Below are 18,517 nucleotides of genomic sequence, written 5' to 3'. Positions count from 1 at the left end.
TGAAGAATGTCGTTGCTTCTGCTGTGGGGAGGCTCGGAGGGGCGGAGCCCCTCCGGAAAAAAGCCCTTCTTTTGCCCTCGACCTGCCTGGCCTCGGCCTGAGTTCTTCGGGAAGGGCCGAGAAAGGCAGATTCTGAGCTCGCCGGGCATCCTGTAGACATTCTGTAGCCACCCTTGTGGTATGTTTTCGCGTGGGGAGACCCTGGGGCCAGCCATCGAATTCCATCTGGACTCGTGCTACGGAGGTGGAAGCTATGTGGGGAGAATGTTGTTCCATCCGGAGGCGGTTGAGCTTCCTGATGTTGCTGTTCGGAGTCGTGTTGGTGGGTGCTACGGGGTGGCTCGCTTTGGGCAGGAGTCCTGCCGCGGCAAGTTCGGATCCGGTGGCTCCCGCTCAATACGTTCTGGAGGGTCGAGTCTATGACGGGAATGTGGGCGAGGAGCCGCCTCTCAGCTCGCCGATTCAGGGTGTAACGGTGAGCCTGTACTGCTCGAACAATGCGTGGGAGAAGGGCACTTTCCTGCGGAGTACGGTTACCAGCGCTACGGGATGGTATGGGCTGGAAGTGCGTGAGACGTGTGAGTACTACAACATCGTGGAAACCGATCCACCAGGGTATACTTCCATGGGGGCGAGCACGGTCGGCGGCAGCGTGATCGATGCCAACTGGATCCAGTATACCCAACCACTCGATGGACTGACGCTTACAGGCAATAAGTTCTGGGATCGTCGTGAAGCTACCGAGACGCCAACCCCTACGCCGACATCTACCTCCCCGCTGACGTCAACGGCCACGCCGACTCCTACGCCGGTATCCACGTTCACTCCCACACCGACACCTATCGGCACCTCTTCCCCTCAACTGGCCGATCTAGAACTGACTAAATCATCCTCACAATCAGAGCCGATCGCGCCGGGAGCGAAATTTTACTATGAGCTAAAGCTCTATAACAAGAGCTCCTCCGAGAGCATCGATCATCCCGTCGTCACCGACACCCTGCCATCTGAGGTGCAGTTTACAGGCTCCGATCCCCCGCTCATCTGCACTCAGATCGCCAGTCGTCCCCCCCATGACGTGGTACGTTGCGATATCCCTACCTGGATATCGCCGAACAGCGCCTATCTCATTGATCTCTACGTCCAGGTTGATCAGGATGCCTGCGGATTCATCCGCAATGAGGCTTTGGCAAGCTCCAAGACCCCAGATCCCGATCTGACGAACAACATAACCTTCCTGAACACCTTGGTGGGGCCTTGCGACAGGCCGGCGATCGCCGTGCGCAAGCAGATTGTGAGCCCGTCGAATCGCGTGGCGCAGACCGGGGATCTCGTGACCTTCGAGATCGAGATCAAGAACATCGGGAATGCTCCCCTGTCCCCGGTGACCCTGACGGACACGTTTGATGACCATTTTCTGAGCTATGTATCGGCCACTCCTCATCCAACGCACCTGGCCGCGCTTCCTGGCCAGGGCATCTTACACTGGGCCGACCTCACCGCTCCGCCCCCTATCGGTTTTGGGCACGCCCTCGCACCAGGTGACAGTTTCACGGTCACCGTGCGCCTGCGGGCGAAGCAGCCCGGCGTCGGCGACAATTGTGTCCTCGTCGCCGGGGAGGCGGGAAAGACGCAGGTGAAAGACAATGCGTGCGACTACGTGCGCGTCCAGGACCCGGATGTGGATCTGCAGATCTCCAAGAGGTTGATCCAGCCGGTCAGCGGAACGGCGGTGGTCAGCGATACTGTGCGCTTCGAGATTCGCTTGACCAATGTCGGCACGGAGCCGATCACCAGCCTGCGACTGCGGGATACTTATGACACGGCCTACCTCTCCTTCACAGGCGCCGATTACGATCCCGACGATCCGGCCGATGACGGCGTTCTGGACTGGTCGGATCTGACGTCGTCACCGCCCAAGGGCTTCGGCCATCCGCTGATGCCCGGCCAGACGGAGACGTTCATCGTCAGCTTCCACGCGAAGGCGCCTACCTCGCCCGGTCAGCCGACGCTGAACTGCATCCGGGCCTGGTATCGCTATGCGGAGAGCCCGGAGCATGGGACATCTCAGCACTGCGCCCGGGTGGGGATCCTGACGGAGCCGGGGCCGGCCGTCGACATCGAGAAGGTCCTCTATCAGCCGACCAGCGGTGTAGCGTATCCGGGCGATACGGTCCGGTTCAGCTTCGTGCTTGCCAACACAGGCACAACGACCTTCACTACCGTGTCCCTGATCGATACCTATGACACTTCCTGCCTGAGCTTTGTGTCCACCGGGTGGCCGCCGGGATCGCCCTTCCATCCGGATGATCCCACCGACGACGGGCGACTGGATTGGAGCAATTACACCGCCCTCTGGCCATCGATGCCGCCCGGGGGATGGCTGCAGGTTTGGCCTGGGGTGGAATTCCAGGCCAAAGCCGGCGCGGGCTGCGATCCCACCATCAACACTCTGGAGGCCTTGGCGACCGATCAGCAGGGGCTTCACGCCTATGATGTCGACCACGAGTCGGTGCGCATCGTGCTGACGCCCGAGGTGACGCCGACGCCCACGACCATCCCCACACCGACGCCCACTCGCGTCGGCGGTGGCTATCGGCTCTACTTCCCATTGATTTTGAAGAACTACCCGCTTCCGCTCATCTTCTCTGACGACTTCAGCGGCGGCGCGTTGATCGGGTGGAAATCGAACCATGGAACGTGGACGGTCTCGGGGGGACGGATGCGCGGGCAGTACGGGGCGGGCAACGCCTGGAATATGCGCTCGGAGGGGGGGACCAACTTTATCTACGAGGGCACCGTGAACCTGGTCAGCGGCAATGCCGTTGGGCTGACCTTCCGATCCTCCGCGGATGGCACGTCCTCCTATGATGTGATCCTGGATGCCGTGGACGGTGTGTTCAAGATCAGCAAGCGTCCGCCGTATCAGGTCCTGGCCAGCTACTCCATGTCCGTGCAGCGGAACCATCCCTATCGGGTTAAGGTCGTCGTGCGGGGTAACAAGATCGAGGCTTACCTGGATGGGGTGAAGCGACTGACGGCGGTGGATAGCACATACGGAAACGGCCGGTTTGGGGTGATGCTGTTCCGAGCGACGGCGACGTACGACGACCTGGAAGCGCGCAGATTGCCGTAGGCGATCAGCTCTCGCCCGGCCCTGTCCGGCCGGATCAGGCCGGGAGAGGGCCGGTTCCAGGCGGAAGAGGGAAGGGTGGTGTGGAGGGGCCTCCCTCCGCACCACCCTTCGAGCTTGTGATGGGGATCGTGGGTTGTTTCGCGGCATATCCCGTGGAGAAAAGCCTTGACAGGAGGTGTGAATTCATACTAGAATGGAGTGGACAAAGGAAGCGTTGGGGATGTGTTCTCCCTGACTAGGGCTCACTCTTGACATAGGCGTCAGGTACGGCTCTATGGTTCGGTGGCCCGGTTGGTCAGCAACCGGACTTTTTATTACTCTGCTCGGGGAACCTTCCTCTGAGGGCTGTCTGAGAAATACACCACGAAGCCACTAAGGCACCAAGGGGTGTATCAAAAGGAGCGTATTGAGGCTTCTTCTTACACTCGTAAGCTTCCCATAGCGCATTCTTGCCTTCTTTTTATCTTAGGATCTTAGTGCCTTGGTGGTTCCTATCGCACTTTTCAGACACACTCTGAGAGAGGTGCTCGATACGGCTGTTGAGGAACCCCCACGTTGCTCCCGGTTGCTGTGGTCTTCGCTTGGATGGGGAGGTTGGGGCGGCTCATGAGATCGCATCGACATGGCAAGTCTCGAGATCGTAATGATTGTAGCCGGCCGGGCAGAGGGAGCGTCTGGTTTGTAGAGATAGGGAGAGAAGAGGCTTGTTGCTTGCGTAAAGCACAGCGAGGGTAGTCAGAGGCTATGCCTTTGACTACCCTCTTTGTGTCATTGTGGCATGGAGCTCCTTGGCGGATCTTGGCCATTCATGAACCCCTGTGGCAAGGAGAACGGATGCATGAGGTCTGTACAGGCATTGCTCCCACATCGAGTGGCGGCTCTCATTCCTGGGTTATCCGGTGTGCCCCCACGGCGCAGACGGGAGTATCTGACGTTTCTGGCGTTCATCGCTCCCAATTTCATCCTCTTTGGCGTCTTCACCTTTTGGCCCTTGGTGTATAGCTTCTATCTCAGCCTCCATAAATGGAACATGATCGCTCCCACCAAGAAGTTTGTGGGGCTGAACAACTACGCCAAGATGATTCAAGATGATGTCTTCTGGCAGGTATCGCGCAACACGCTCTATCTGGCCGGTGGAACGGTCTTTGTGAAGCTGGCTCTCGCCCTGGGGCTGGCGCTCCTGCTCAACCAGCGCCTGACCGGGCGCTCGGTGTATCGGGCGATCATCTTCTCGCCCACGTTTACCACCAGCGTGGCCGTGGCCATGGTCTGGTCGTGGATCTTCGATCCGTTTTACGGGCTGCTGCGGGTCCCGTTGAACCTGGTAGGGTTGTCGTCGCCGCACTGGCTCAGCGATGTCCGCTGGACGATGCCGGCCATCATCATCGTCTCCATTTGGAGTGGGATGGGCTATGACATGGTGATCTTCCTGGCCGGGCTGCAGGGGATCCCCAGAGATCTCTACGAGGCGGCCCATGTGGACGGGGCTTCCGGCTGGCGACTGTTCTGGAACATCACCTTCCCGCTCCTCTCGCCCACGACCTTCTTCCTGCTCGTTACGTCGATCATCGGCGCCTTCAAGGCCTTCGACATCGTGGCCGTGATGACGGGGGGCGGTCCCATGAACAGTTCCAACGTCTATGTATACTACCTCTATCAGAACGCGTTCCGCTGGTTTAAGACGGGATATGCGTCGGCGTTGGCCGTCGTCTTCTTCATCGTGATCCTCCTCATCACGGTGTTCCAGGTTCGGCTCTCCCGCCGCTGGGTCCATTACTAGAGGATGGCGAGAGGGGGGATGTCGTGAGGAGCCTCAACATGTTCTCTGCGCATACCACTGCCGTGCTGTATCGAGGTCTGAAGGCGGTCGCCTCGCACGTGATCCTGATCGCCGTGTCCATTATCATCGGGTTGCCTTTCTTCTGGATGGTGACCACGGCGTTGAAGAGCTCGAATGAGGTGTATATCTTCCCACCGATCTGGCTGCCGAAGACGTTGCGATGGGATAATTTCGTCACCGCGTGGCAGGCGGCTCCGTTTGGGCGCTTTTACCTGAACAGCATCATCATCACGGTATCGGGCGTGGTATTGGAGGTGCTCATCGCCACCCTTTCGGCCTATGCATTCGCCCGGATCGAGTTCCCCTTCCGGGATGCCCTCTTCATGGTCGTCCTGGCGGCGATGATGATCCCCGCCCAGCTGGCACTGGTCCCGAATTACGTGACTCTGAAGCATCTGGGATGGATCAACTCCTACCCGGGGATCGTGGTCCCACACATCTCCAGCGTGTTCGGCGCCTTTCTGCTTCGACAGGCGTTTTTGTCTATGTCGGCGGAGATCTTCGACGCGGCGAAGATAGATGGGGCGAGCCATCTGCGCACGCTATTCTACGTGGCCCTGCCCATGGCCCGCCCGGTGGTGGCGACGCTGGCGCTCTATCTGTTCATCGCCAAGTGGAACGAGTATCTGTGGCCGCTCATCATCACCAACACGCAAAATATGCGCCCGCTGCCCGTCGGCCTGGTGATGGTGCGGAACGCCGAATATCAGATCGGTCCAGAACATCTCATGGCGGCCTCCCTGTTCGTCCTGATCCCCGTGCTGTTGGTGTTCTTCCTGGCCCAGAAGCAGCTGATCGAGGGGATCGCCGTGGGGGCGGTCAAAGGATAAAGTCGTGCGCCATGGTGTATGTAAACGAGGGTGGATAAGGAGGTGCCTTGGGAAAGGTTCTATGCGTGTTCTCTGTGGGGATCAGGTAGCATCTGTCCGAGATGGCGATGACCGGATCCAGACGAGGTGCCCGGCTCCGAGGGCGTTCGGTGATCGGGTAGATACCCAGAAGAGATGACAAGGAGGTCGATGTGAACCGACGGACTGTCACCCGGGTCATTGTGTTGACCGTGATCGTGGCGATGGCCAGCATGTTGGTGGCCTGCGCGGGGATGCCTGCGGCGCCTCAGGCGCCTGCCGCTCCCAAGGGGCCGGTGAAGATCGTCTACTGGCGCAGCCTGACCGGGGCCAAGGGAGAGGCCCAGGATGAGTTGGTCCGACGATTCAACGAATCGCAGAACGAGGTAGAGGTCGACGTTCAGTTCCAGGGTGCGTACGGTGAGCTGGTGCAGAAGTTGCAGGCTGCGCTGGCGGCCAACGAGGTGCCCGATGTGGTGCTGTTGGACTCGCCCTTCGTCGTTCTGTTCGCCAAGGATGGCGTCTTAGTCCCCCTGGACGACTTCGTGGCGGATCCGGATACGGGCTTGGATATCGACAACATGCTGTCCGGCCTGATCTCGGACTGCTACTATCAGGAGAAGCTCTACGCGTTGCCCCTCATGCGCAGCACACCCCTGCTGTACTATAACCGGGACATGTTCAAGGAAGTGGGATTGCCCGATCGGGTGCCCGACACCTGGGACGAGTTCCGAGAGTTCAGCAAGGTCCTGACCAAGGAGGAAGATGGCCAGATCGTCCGCCAGGGCGTCTCTTTCACGATGGGACGTACCTCGGCTCACTGGTACTTCCAGGCGGCCATCTATTCCTTTGGCGGCGAGGTGTCGGATGAGGACTTCAACATCCTGCTGGAGGAGCCCGAGGCGGTGGCGGCGGCTCAATTCTGGCAGGACCTGGTGTTCAAGGACAAGACAGCGAAGCCGGGCATCGACGAGGGCGGCTCTCACGGCGACTTCTTGAACCGCCGGGTGGGCATGGTCTTCGCCTCCACCGGCAGCATGTCCGGCCTCATGCGGAAGGCGGACTTCGAGGTGGGCGCCGGGATGATCCCGAAGCAGGTGCGGCGGATGGTCCCGGTGGGTGGCTCGGTCATCGCCATGATCTCCAAGGACGCGGCGAAGCAGAAGGCGGCGTGGGAGTTCATGAAGTTCATGGTGAGCCCGGAGAGCAACTACTACGTGGTTGAGCAGACGGGATATCTGCCGACCAGCCAGGCAACTCTCGAGTATCCGCCCATGGTGGAGTACTTTGAGAAGTATCCGGAGCGCAAGGTGGCTCTGGAACAGCTCAAGTATGCCCGGCCGCAGGCCAGCGTGATCTCACTGCCTAGGGGCACGGAGATCTTGCGCCAGGCGGTGGAGAAGCTGCTGGTGGGCGGTATCCCCGCGCCACAGGTGATGGCGGAGGCCGCGGAGGAGTTGCGGGTCGAGTACGAGGAGACATTCAAGTAATGTCGTGATGGAGGCGAGAGGAGGCGGGCCTCGGGAGGAGTGAGACGGTCGTCCCGCCCTGATCGGGCGTAAGATGCTATGCGGGTCTCCTGATGCGAAGAGGTAAGGCTTGTCCTTACCTCTTCGCAGTGCTTATGCCGTTTGCTATCCGTGTGCACAGGAGGTTGCTTGGTTGTGAGATATCGGTTATGGTTCGTGATGATCTTGCTGGGAAGCGTTGCGTTGGCGGCCTGTTCGTCGTCATCACAGGTGACGGGAGAGGAAAAGCCTATGGATATCCCTCCACCATTGGTGATCGCTCACCGGGGTGCGAGCAGCCTGGCTCCGGAGAACACCCTGGCTGCGGCTCGCAAGGCGTGGGAAATCGGCGCTGACCTGTGGGAGCTGGACGTCTCCGTCACCGCCGACGGCGAGCTCATCTTGATGCACGATGATACGTTAAAGCGCACCTGCAATGCGGAGATGGTCTTCCCCGGACGCTCGCCCTGGCAGGTGTGGGAGTTCACGCTGGAGGAGATCCAGAGGTTGGACTGCGGCTCCTGGTTCAACAGACGGGATCCCTTTGGGCAGATCGAGGCGGGAAACGTCTCCCGGGCCGATATGGACGCATACATCGGAGAGCGGGCGCCCACCTTGCGTCAGGCGTTGGAGTTTACCCGCGAGCATGATTGGCGAGTGAATGTTGAGCTCAAGCGGCAGCCCACCGACGAGCTCGGCCGGGTGATCGTGGAGAAGGCCGTCGCCCTGATCGAGGAGCTGGGCATGGATGACGGCCGGCAGGTCGTTATCTCGTCCTTCGAGCACGATTACCTGAGGATGGTCAAGGAGCTGAACGCTCGTATTCCCACGCAGGCGATCACCAGCAAACCCATTCGCGATCTCCCGGCGTATCTGGCGGCGCTGGGGGCGGATGCTTGCAACCCGAAGGTCACGGCCTGGAGTTATGAACGGCTGGCGGAGTTGCGAGAGCAGGGGGTTGTCTTCAACGTCTGGACGGTGGATGACGAGCTGACGATGAAAGCGTTGATCAACACGGGCGTACACGGCATCATTACCAACTACCCACAGATCCTGGTGCGCCTTTTAGAGCGCGTCTAAGGAATCCTGTTGCTCCTGCCATGAGGCTATGGGGAGGCCCGGAGGGGCGAAGTCTCTCCGGAAAAAGCCCTTCTCCCGCCTTCGACCTATGGGCACGCAGTTGAGGGATGGTCCCAGGCATATTGCCGGTGAGCTTTCAGATACGCTCTTTAGGCGATGATCGTGGCTGTCAGGTGGCCCATTGGGCGAGGATGGCGACGTCATACGGGGGAGCGATGCGCCGATCATGTGATTGGAGGATGTTTCTGGGGCTGGCGCTGGTCCTGGTGATCGGCCTATCCCTGGGATGTGCCGTGCCCGGCGAAAGCGCCGGCGATCGGGATCGCGTGGGGCTCTCGCCCGTGGTCCTGTACTCCACCGGGGAGGGGCCGGCCGCCACCCCAGGGGGACGACGCATCACCCTTCCTCTGCTTCTCGTGGGCGAACTGCGGCCCACCGCCACGCCGTCCCCGACGCTTGCGCCCACCCCTACACCGGGGCCGTCTCCTACCGTCCGGCCGGGGTGGGACAAGTGGAGCTTGTGGGTGGGGGGTACCCATCTGCGCGGTGCGAACATCTACCAGCGCCGGGTCTATCCGGAGCTGGATGGCCTGGAGTTCATGGGGCCGGGTCCCGTCGGCCCGCCTTACATCCAGGCGGATTTCGATCGGCTGGCCGCACTGGGCGCCAACTACGTGAATATCTCCCATCCGGGCCTGTTCACCGAGAAGCCGCCTTATACCGTGGACCCGGGCGTCCAGGCCAACCTGGACCGCCTGCTCTCCATGATCGCCCGGGCGGACATGTTCGCCGTCATCTCGTTTCGGACCGGGCCCGGACGGGCGGAGTTCAGCGTCTGCTGTTTGGAGGATGTGGGGACCTGGTATGACGCCAGCTACCTCAACGATTCCATGTGGCAGGACCAGGAGGCGCAGGACGCCTGGGTGGCCATGTGGCGTTATACGGCCCAGCGTTATAAGGACAATCCCATCGTCGTCGGCTATGACCTGATGGTCGAGCCGAACTCCAACGAGGTGGGCAGCGATGCCATCCACGACGCGCTGAACATCTGGGACCCCGAGGAGTTTTATGCGAAGTATGGGGGGACGCTGTATGACTGGAATCAGCTCTACCCCCGCATCGTGGCCGCTATCCGCCAGGTGGATCCCGATACGCCCATCCTGATCGGCGCCATGAGCTACAGCGCCATCGAGTGGCTGCCTTATCTGCAGCCCACAGGGGACCGGCGCACCATCTATACGGTGCATCAGTACGAGCCGTTCGTTTACACCCACCAGGAGCCCCCCCTTACGAACACGTATCCGGGGACGTTTGATGCCGATTGGGATGGCGAGCCCGAGCGGGTGGATCGGGACTGGCTGGATGGCCTGCTCTCGACGATCGACACGTTCACGAACACCCACGGCGTCCAGGTGGCGGTGAATGAGTTCGGCATCATGCGCTGGGAACCCGGCGCGGCCACCTTCATGGACGATCAGATGGGGTTGCTCGAACGGCGAGGGCTGAACCACGCGCTGTGGGTGTGGGATCCTTCGTGGAGACCGTGGGCGGAGGAGGTGGATGCCTTTAACTTCCGGCATGGCCCCGACCCCGGCCACCACGCCGACGTCCCTTCCAGCGACCTGATGGATGTGATCCTCAAATACTGGGGGTATAATGAGATCCGCCCGTCGCAATGGAGTGGAACGCCCCATCCTTAGTGTGTTCAATATCTAGTGGTGGTATGGCGGCGCGTGTCTATATATTGGGGTCTATGCTGAGGAAACGTGTGTGGGGAGGCCCCGGAGGGGGGAAGCCTCTCCGGAAGAAGCTCTTCTCCCGCCTTCGACTTGCTCGGCCTCGGCTCAAATCCCTGTGGAAAGGCCGAGGAAGGCAGGTGCAGGCCGGGAGGGTGAAGCTTCCGTGGAGGGGAGGTCCCTTCCACACCTTCCCCTGTGGAGCTGATGGCTGAGGGAGACTCTCAGGCACCTTGCCGGTAGATTTTCAGATGCGCTCTTAGCGAAACAAGGAGGCGACTGTGGCTGAGAAATTGCGGGTGGGAGTGTTGGGGATGACCCACGATCACGTCTGGGGGAACTTGCGGGATCTGAACGCCTCTCCCCTGGGCGAGCTGGTGGCGGCGGCCGATCCCGAGCCGGCGCTCCGGGAGAAGGCTGAGTCGGAGTATGGCTGTCCGCGGACGTTCGAGTCGTACGAGGTGATGCTGGATCAGGTGGCGCTGGATGCGGTGTATGTGTACGCTGACAACGCCACTTCGGTTGAGCTCGTGGAGATGGCGGCCGGGCGAGGGCTCCACGCGATGGTGGAGAAGCCCATGGCCGCCGATCTCGATGGGGCCGACCGCATGCTGGCGGCCGCCCGGTCGGCGGGAACGCTGTTGATGGTCAACTGGCCGTTTGCCTGGTTCCCCGCCCTGCAGCGGGCGATGGGCATGGCCCAGGCGGGCGAAATCGGCCAGCTGTTCGAGGTGAAGTATCGGGCGGCCCATGCCGGGCCCAAGGAGCTGGGATGCTCGCCGTATTTCTACAATTGGCTCTATGATGTCGATCTCAACGGCGCCGGCGCGCTCATGGACTACTGCTGCTACGGGGCGGCGCTGGCCCGGCATCTGTTGGGGCAGCCCAGCCGGGTGGTCGGCGTCGCCGGCCGATTGCAGAAGGATTACATCACCCTCGATGATAACGCCGTGATCATCATGCAGTGGCCGCGAGCCCTGGCCATCAGCGAGGCGTCCTGGACGCAGATCGGCCATCTCACCTCGTATGTGACGGTGATCTACGGCAGCGAGGGCACCCTGGTGGTGGAGCGGGAGCCCGGCGGTCGGGTGCTGCTGGCCACCCGTGAGCACGACGACGGCATCGAGATCGACGTGCCGCAGCCGCCGGAGGAGATGCGCGGCGTACTTCCTCAGCCACATCATCGAGGGCGCTCCCATCGAGGGGCTGTGTAGCGCCGAGGTGGGCCGTGATGCTCAGGAGATCCTGGAGGCGGGGCTGATCTCGGTGGCCAGCGGGTCCGTCGTATCCCTGCCGCTACCGCCAACATATGCATAACACGCAATACGCAACACGCAACACGCAATACGCACCACGCAATACGCACCACGCAATACGCACCACACAATACGCAATATCTCGTATTCCGTATTCCGTATTGCGTAATGAGGGAGGAGCGTGCCTATGATCCGCATCGGCATCGTGGGATGTGGACGTATTCTGAATGCGCATTTGCAGGGGTATAAGGCTCTTCGGGAGCGAGGGATCGACAACTTCCGCATCACGGCGCTGGTGGCCCGGCGAGAGGAGGACGCTCGCATGTTCCTCCGTCGAGGCGAGGGTCCGCCGCCGCGGCCGCCGGTGCTTCCCCCGGAGACGGGCGATCCCCTGGCGGCGCCGCACACCTACCTGAGCGACTTCCAGGACGATGTGGATGTTCAAATCTACACCGACTACCGGGAGATGATCGAGCGGGCGCCGGTGGACGCGGTGAACGATTTCACCACGCTGTCTATGCATCATCAGGTGGGCGAGGCGGCGCTGGCCGCGGGCAAGCATCTGTTGACCCAGAAGCCGCTGGCCATCTCTGTGCGGGCCGGTCGGCTTCTAGTGGACATGGCGCGAGAGCGAGGGCTGACGTTGGGCGTGTTCGAGAACGCCCGCCAAGGGCGGTTCACCCGGGCGGTGGGCTGGGCCGTGCGGAAGGGGTTGATCGGCCGCCCGCAGATGGCCGTGATCGGGTCGCTGGGCGGGCTGTGGTCGCCTGATCGCGTCGTGGCGGATACGCCGTGGCGTCATCGCAAGCTGGAGGCGGGCGGCGGCGGGTCAGTCGATATCGGCGTGCATCATTTCCACATCCTCCGCTACGCCTTTGGCGAGGTGGCGTGGGTCAGCGCCGTGACGCGCACCTTCGAGCCCGTGCGGTACCGCCGGAACGCGGCCGGAGAGGTGATCGAGGCCGTGGAGGCCGACGTGGATGACACTTATCTGGCCGTGGTCGGGTTCGAAGCCGGCGCGTTGGCCCAGATGCTCTGGTCATGGGCCATGCGGGGCGAGCCGTTGGAGATCCCCGGCACGCCCGCTTTCTACGGCAGCGAGGGGTGCATCAAGGGCGGCGAGCTGATCTATGATGATGGGCGGCGCGAGTCGCTTCTGGATCGGTTCGAGACGGAGATGACGCCCGAGGAGCGGGAGCAGTTCTTCCCCCTGGGCCTGACCGATTCCTTCGCCATCCAGCAGCTCGACTGGCTGCGGGCCATCGAGGAGGGGCGCGATCCGGAGACCAGCGGCGAGGAGGGGCTGCGCGACCTGGCATGTGCCTTCGCCCTGCTGGAATCGGCGACGCTGGGGCAACGCGTCACGCTGGAGGATGTGCTGTCGGGCGAGGTGGAGGCGTACCAGGAAGAGATTAACGAGCATTACGCAATACGCAACACGTAACACGCAACACGCAATACGCAACACGTAATACGTGATCCGTAATGCGTATTGCGTAGTGCGTGAGATATACTGCGTAGCAAGTGCGTCAGGTGGTGACCATGGCAGCGACGATGAAGGCTCTGCGAAAGACGGCTAGTGGTGTGGGGCACGTGGAGCTGTGCGAGGTGCCGGTTCCGGAGATCGGCCCCAAGGACGTGCTCATGAAGGTCTACGCCGCGGGCGTCTGCGGCAGCGACCTGTTGATCCAGGAGGATCGCCACTTCTATCGGGCGCCGGTGACGTTGGGACATGAGTTCTCCGGCATCGCTTACAAGGTGGGCCGGGAGGTCACCCGCGTCAAGGAAGGTGACAAGATCGTGGCCGATATTGAGTGTGGCGAGGGCCAGTGGCTGGGCGTTACTATCGACGGCGCCTATGCGCCGTACATGCAGGTGCCGGAGCACGTGATCTATCGGGTGCCCGATCACGTCTCGCTGGATCACGCCTGCCTGGCCGAGCCCATCGTCGCCACGCATCACCTGATCCAGGAGCGGGCGCAGGTCAAGGTGGGCGATGACGTGGTGGTGGTCGGCCCTGGCCCCATGGGCATCATGGCCGTGCAGTACGCCAAGGTATGTGGCGCTCGACGGGTGTTCCTGATCGGACTCAAGAGCGACCAGAAGCGGCTGGAGATCGGCAGGCAGGTCGGCGCCGATTACATCCTCTACTCGGAGGAGGGGCCGGAGAAGACCGTCATGGAGGTCACCGGCGGGAAGGGCGCCGAGTTCGTGCTGGAGTGCTCGGCTAGCGAGAAGGGCGTCCAGCATGCCATCGACTGCGCCCGCAAGGCGTACGAGGGCCCCGGCGGCAAGGGGGTGGTCGTCTTCATCAGCCTGTGGGGCCGCGAGGTCACGGTGAATCTGGATCAGGTGAGCCTGGGACAGCTCGATATCCGGGGCAGTTGGAGCTGGAATGGTTCGGAGACCTGGGAACACGCCATCGATCTGCTGGATCGTGGCGTCTTCGATCTGGACCCCATGATCACGAACCATTACGCGCTGGAGGAGTGGGAGACGGCCTTCGCCAATCTACGGGCCAAGCGGGATGTGAAAGCGCTGATCCATCCCAGCGGACGAGATTGGGCGAGTTGATCACATCATGTCTGAAAGCGGTGGTTGCGATCTCCCCCGTGCGGCCGGGTGGCGGTTGGAATCACCCCACGCGGCCGGTAACGGCTCTGGCATCGCGCTTTCAGTCGGTGTCGGCAGCGTAAGTCCATGAAACGCGCGCTAAGGAGGTTTTGTGATGAGTGGCCAACGTTTACGGATGGCAGGCGGTATCTTCGCCATCATCGCCGCGTTGCTGTGGGTCAGCGTGGCGAGTGCGGGCTCTATCAGCCTGGTATCCCCCACCTCAGTTTCAGCAGCCGCTTCGCTGCGGACACCGGATGACGTGCCTCTGATCCGCATCAACGAGGTCGCTCCGAACCCGTCGTCCGGGCAGCATGAATGGGTCGAGCTGTATCGCCCACGGGTGTCCTATGACATCTTCTTCCCACGGTTTCTGAACGCCGCGTCGGGTGGCGCCAGCGCTGGATCGGTGCGATCCTCCCGGGGCGTTGGATCCCCTCTCCGCACCGCTTTGGATATCAGCGGCTGGCAGATCAGCGATCAGGATGGGCACAGCTACACCATCCCCGACGCTCTCCCGCCGGTCCCTCAGGGGGCCTTCGTGCTCATCTACTTCGATGGCGCCGGCCCCGGCGCAGATGATTACAACTTTAGCGACGGCAAGGCCGTGCTACACACACCTTCTGGCCTGGTCGATATCTTCGAGGATAGCGCCGATCAGGTCGCGCTGTATACCGGCAGCAGCCACACACCCGATACGCTGGTCGACTTCGTCGCCTACGGCGGCGATCCGGGTGAGGAGGCGGCTGATGCCCTGGAGGCCGGCCTGTGGCCTGTTGAAGGCTATGCTGGCCCTACGGAGCAAATCCCCGGCGGCGATGTGCTCACCCAGGGCGGCTCCATCGGCGTCTACCCCGGCGAGATACTCCACTCGCCGGAGGCTTGGGTCATCTATGCTCCCTCACAGACGTCGCCCGGGGACGAGAACCCCGCCCCGGCCCCCTACTTCCGCAACCCACCCGATGGCATCGCCACCACCGATCATCAGATCACCTTCGGCTGGTCCAACGTGCCCGACGCGGTCGGCTACCGCCTGGAGGTGGATGACGACCCGAACTTCGGATCGCCCGAGCTCGCCGTGAATGTGAGCGTCTCCTGGTACAAACCGACCACGCCGCTCCCCGATGGGACCTTCTACTATCGGGTCAAGGCCCGGCGTAGCGATGGCAGCGAGAGCGGGTGGTCCGCCACGGGACAGGTCACCTTCATCACCGTGGTCGCCTCCGCCGCGCCATCCGACCAGGTCGTGCTCGGCGTCACGCCTCAGCTTCAGCACAAGGACTCCCGCATGATCTGTCTGGATGGGCATGACGAGACGGGACAGCACCGCTGGGATTCGGCGCATGAGGACGACGGCGACTGGACGGTCGGGAACGGCAACGCAGTGCGCGGCGAGCCGCACGATGACATGTACTGTACGCGTGCCGCCATCTCCATGATCGTGGACTACTTCGGCGGCCATCTTAGCCAGGATCGCATCTCCTACTTCCACTTCGGAGGCGGCGCGCCGGAAGATGATCTGGGTCATGGCACCGGGCTGTGGCCGTGTGAATCCGGCTCCTGGGGCACCGGCGATTGCGTCTTCGGCTGGGCGCTCAACGGCACGGCGCCTACGTCGAGTCGCGGCAAACCGAGCTTCAACCAGGTCCGGAACTGGATCGACGCCGGCCGGCCTATCCTCATCGTCGAGAACGGCGATTCGCATAGCGTTGTCATGGACGGATATGACACCAACGGCAACCTGGCCCATCGCGTCGACCCCTGGACGGGGACGGCGTCGTGGGTCTCCTGGAATACATGGAACGTCACCGAGTATCACGTGCCGCCGGCGGGCGCCTCGGTCCGCTCCGATGAGGCATCCCTCTCCGCGGACACCGACGGTGACGGCATCGTGGACTTCGACGAGAGCAATCGCTTCCACACGAGTCCTACCTCGCCCGATAGCGATGGGGACTGGGTGCCGGACAAGGCGGACCTTCGGGAGTACATCTTCACCAATGCCGGCGCCTACAACCTGCGCAACGCCGACATGGACGGAGACGGGCTGCGCAAGGAGGTGGACCCTGACAACGACGACGACGGCTCCGTGGACGGCTGCGAGGACACCAACTACAACGGGAAGTACGAGGCGGCGCTGGGCGAGACGGACAACTTCAACGCGGCCAGCCACCAGGATTGCGTCCCGCAGTTTGAAATCCTCCAGCCCACGCAGGCGAGTCCCACCAACGCGGGCGCTCACGATAGCCCGGATAAGATCCTGGTCCAGGTGAAGACGGCCACCCCGCCCGCCTCGCCGGTGACCTACACGCCCGGTGATTTCGACGTCGAGATCGGCGGCCGGACGGGCACCGTCGTGGCTGTGTACCGGGTCGCGGATACGCACTTCCTGGTGGTGAGCCCGCCGACGCAGTCATCGGCCGACTACTACGATCTGAAGGTGACCTTACAGGGATCGCAGAGCGACACGGAGACCCGGGCGGTCTACTATCTGCCCAAGCTGCGGGCCGACCAGGTGCTGATCATCGACCGGTCGGGCAGCATGAATGATTACGACAAGATAGACGCGGCCAAGAACGCGGCGCGTGCCTTCATTGATCACGCCAATGTGGGAGACATGATCGGTGTCGCCTCCTTCGCCTCCTCGGCCGGCGTCAACTACGCGTTGACCACGATCACCGGTGATCCGGAGTGGAACGCGGCGAAGACGGCGGTGAATGGCCTCTCGGCCAGCGGGTCGACCGCCCTGGGGCAGGGGGCGCAGGCTGGCTACAACGAGCTCAGCAGCAAGGGGCAGAGCGATCATGACTGGGCCATGGTGCTGCTGAGCGACGGTATGGAGAACGTGGCGCCTTACTGGTCCGATTCGTCGGTGAGCGGGGTGATCGTCCCCTCTCGCGTCGTGGTGCACACGGTCGCGCTGGGTTATGATGCGGACGAGACGTTGCTCTCGTCCATCGCCGGGCAGACGGGCGGCACCTTCTACGCGGCGGGGACGGACGTCTTGCCTTCATCGGCATCAGGCGCAACGGTGGCATCGTCGCCGGAGGCGCCGCTCGTGCCGGAGATACCCAGCACGCTTCCCAACCGTTTGGCCGATATCTACAAGTCCATCGCCGAGCAGATCGGGCATCAGCAGCGGTTGTGGGAGCGGACGGGGACGCTCATCGGGAGGGAGACCTTTGAGGTGACGGTGGAGAAGGGGGTGCCAGAGGCGATCTTCACCGTCAACTGGGACAGCGATCGGCTGCCAGTCACCATGGAACTTCAAGATCCAGATGGGGATCTGGTGAAGCCGGGGTACCCGGACATGACCCATCAGACGGATGCCACCCACGATCAGTATCGGATCCGGCGCCCCAAGCCGGGGGTTTGGGTGGTGACCCTGACCGCTCAGGAGAAGGTGTCGAACTACCTGTTCATGCTCTCCGCCTGGTCGCCGACGACGATGCATCTGGCCTTTGGCGTGCCGGCGAGCGAGATGAGCACCGGGGTCCCCATCCCGATCCTGGTCGTCCTGACCGACCGCAAGCCGATCATCGGGGCGGAGGTGACGGCGCTCGTACAGGGGCCGGATGCGGACCTGATCGAGGTGCTGCGGCTGTATGATGACGGCGCGCATGGGGATGGCAAGCCGAAGGATGGCGTTTATGGGAACCTGTTCACTCAAGCGCAGCAGCCGGGGGCTTACGTGGTCAAGGCCGCGGCGCGAGGCGTGAACAACCAAGGGGAGCGCTTCGAGCGGTATCGCACGGGGAGCTTCTATGTGCGGCCGCGAGCGGCCTACATCTGGCGGGAGGACCTGGCCACGGCCAAAGCGTACAAACAGCTGCTGGAGTCCGACGCCTTCGTCGTCGACCTGATCCCACAGGGGGATGCCATCTTCAAGACCTTGTGGAGGAGGTACAGCCTGATCGTGATCGGGCCGGACACAGGGGAGGGCCGTGAGTGGGGAACCCAGGACATGGTCAATACGCTTTTGGAGTACAGGATCCCGGTGTTGGGCGTGGGCGAGGGGGGATACGCCTTCTTCGGCAAGGCCCAGCTGACCATCGGCTTCCCCAACGGCTGGCATGGAGGCGAGCGCCGCACGCTGGCCGTGGACGCCGCGCATCAGGTGTGGCATAGCCCTTATGCCATTCCTCTGGGCAAGGGCCGCTTGGCTGAGGTGTACGAGAAGACGGGCCATATCGGGATCTATATCCCACGGCCGTCTAAGGACATCACGCTGATCGGCCGGGAGCCCGGGAACGAGACGCACTACAACATCGTGCAGCAGGCGGGTCGCTTCCTGCTGTGGGGATTCAAGGCGGGCCCGTCGAGTATGACGGAGGATGGGCGACATCTGTTCATCAACATCGCCCGCTATCTGGCGGGCATGTAGTCCCGCGTGTGGAGATAAGGGACTCCGGGCCGGGCGTTTTCCCTCCGGCCCGGAGTCCTCGCGAGGCCGTGGATAGGAATCGGCGGTGATCGGGGGCATCCGTCGGTCGTCATATCTGGCCA

At 62.4% G+C, this 18,517-nt stretch carries 9 protein-coding genes and 1 pseudogene; all 10 read left to right on the top strand.

Features of this window, described 5'->3' with window-relative positions:
- Window positions 1-298: 298 nt before the first annotated feature.
- The 10 genes and pseudogenes from GXP39_08695 to GXP39_08650 all read left to right on the top strand — a co-directional run bounded on the left by GXP39_08695 (window position 299) and on the right by GXP39_08650 (window position 18,395).
- Window positions 299-3,133: a hypothetical protein gene (locus GXP39_08695; GenBank protein NOZ28115.1), complete on the top strand. Its 2,835-nt coding sequence runs from the start codon at window positions 299-301 to the stop codon at window positions 3,131-3,133.
- Between the two features lie 838 nt (window positions 3,134-3,971).
- A complete protein-coding gene (locus GXP39_08690) occupies window positions 3,972-4,913 on the top strand; it encodes a sugar ABC transporter permease (GenBank protein ID NOZ28114.1) in 942 nt (313 codons plus the stop codon).
- Between the two features lie 38 nt (window positions 4,914-4,951).
- Window positions 4,952-5,803 carry a carbohydrate ABC transporter permease gene (locus tag GXP39_08685; GenBank protein NOZ28113.1) on the top strand — a complete coding sequence of 284 codons (852 nt, stop codon included), beginning with the start codon at window positions 4,952-4,954 and terminating at the stop codon, window positions 5,801-5,803.
- Window positions 5,804-5,994: 191 nt separating this feature from the next.
- Window positions 5,995-7,311 carry an ABC transporter substrate-binding protein gene (locus tag GXP39_08680; GenBank protein ID NOZ28112.1) on the top strand — a complete coding sequence of 439 codons (1,317 nt, stop codon included), beginning with the start codon at window positions 5,995-5,997 and terminating at the stop codon, window positions 7,309-7,311.
- Between the two features lie 270 nt (window positions 7,312-7,581).
- Window positions 7,582-8,409 (top strand): glycerophosphodiester phosphodiesterase, encoded by an 828-nt coding sequence (locus GXP39_08675; GenBank protein NOZ28111.1) that lies wholly within the window; start codon window positions 7,582-7,584, stop codon window positions 8,407-8,409.
- Between the two features lie 239 nt (window positions 8,410-8,648).
- Window positions 8,649-10,109 (top strand): glycoside hydrolase family 5 protein, encoded by a 1,461-nt coding sequence (locus GXP39_08670; protein ID NOZ28110.1) that lies wholly within the window; start codon window positions 8,649-8,651, stop codon window positions 10,107-10,109.
- A gap of 317 nt (window positions 10,110-10,426) precedes the next feature.
- Window positions 10,427-11,462 (top strand): annotated as a pseudogene (locus tag GXP39_08665) (Gfo/Idh/MocA family oxidoreductase).
- Between the two features lie 126 nt (window positions 11,463-11,588).
- Window positions 11,589-12,845, top strand: coding sequence for a Gfo/Idh/MocA family oxidoreductase (locus tag GXP39_08660; GenBank protein ID NOZ28109.1), 1,257 nt, complete (start codon window positions 11,589-11,591; stop codon window positions 12,843-12,845).
- Window positions 12,846-12,943: 98 nt separating this feature from the next.
- Entirely contained in the window at window positions 12,944-13,975 is a 1,032-nt protein-coding gene (locus GXP39_08655) for a zinc-binding dehydrogenase (GenBank protein ID NOZ28108.1), read from the top strand.
- A 154-nt stretch (window positions 13,976-14,129) separates the two neighbouring features.
- Window positions 14,130-18,395 carry a VWA domain-containing protein gene (locus tag GXP39_08650; protein ID NOZ28107.1) on the top strand — a complete coding sequence of 1,422 codons (4,266 nt, stop codon included), beginning with the start codon at window positions 14,130-14,132 and terminating at the stop codon, window positions 18,393-18,395.
- The last annotated feature ends 122 nt before the right edge of the window (window positions 18,396-18,517 follow it).

Source organism: Chloroflexota bacterium (assembly GCA_013152435.1).
Lineage (GTDB): Bacteria > Chloroflexota > Anaerolineae > DUEN01 > DUEN01 > DUEN01.
The sequence above is the reverse complement of the archived record's forward strand: the minus strand, read 5'-3'. Positions and strand labels throughout refer to the sequence as shown.

Excerpts from the sequence above, each read along its gene's own strand:
- GXP39_08695 (NOZ28115.1), top strand. The coding sequence starts at position 299 with ATGTTGCTGTTCGGAGTCGTGTTGGTGGGTGCTACGGGGTGGCTCGCT.
- GXP39_08690 (NOZ28114.1), top strand. The coding sequence starts at position 3,972 with ATGAGGTCTGTACAGGCATTGCTCCCACATCGAGTGGCGGCTCTCATT.
- GXP39_08685 (NOZ28113.1), top strand. The coding sequence starts at position 4,952 with ATGTTCTCTGCGCATACCACTGCCGTGCTGTATCGAGGTCTGAAGGCG.
- GXP39_08675 (NOZ28111.1), top strand. The coding sequence starts at position 7,582 with ATGGATATCCCTCCACCATTGGTGATCGCTCACCGGGGTGCGAGCAGC.
- GXP39_08670 (NOZ28110.1), top strand. The coding sequence starts at position 8,649 with ATGTTTCTGGGGCTGGCGCTGGTCCTGGTGATCGGCCTATCCCTGGGA.
- GXP39_08660 (NOZ28109.1), top strand. The coding sequence starts at position 11,589 with ATGATCCGCATCGGCATCGTGGGATGTGGACGTATTCTGAATGCGCAT.
- GXP39_08655 (NOZ28108.1), top strand. The coding sequence starts at position 12,944 with ATGGCAGCGACGATGAAGGCTCTGCGAAAGACGGCTAGTGGTGTGGGG.
- GXP39_08650 (NOZ28107.1), top strand. The coding sequence starts at position 14,130 with ATGAGTGGCCAACGTTTACGGATGGCAGGCGGTATCTTCGCCATCATC.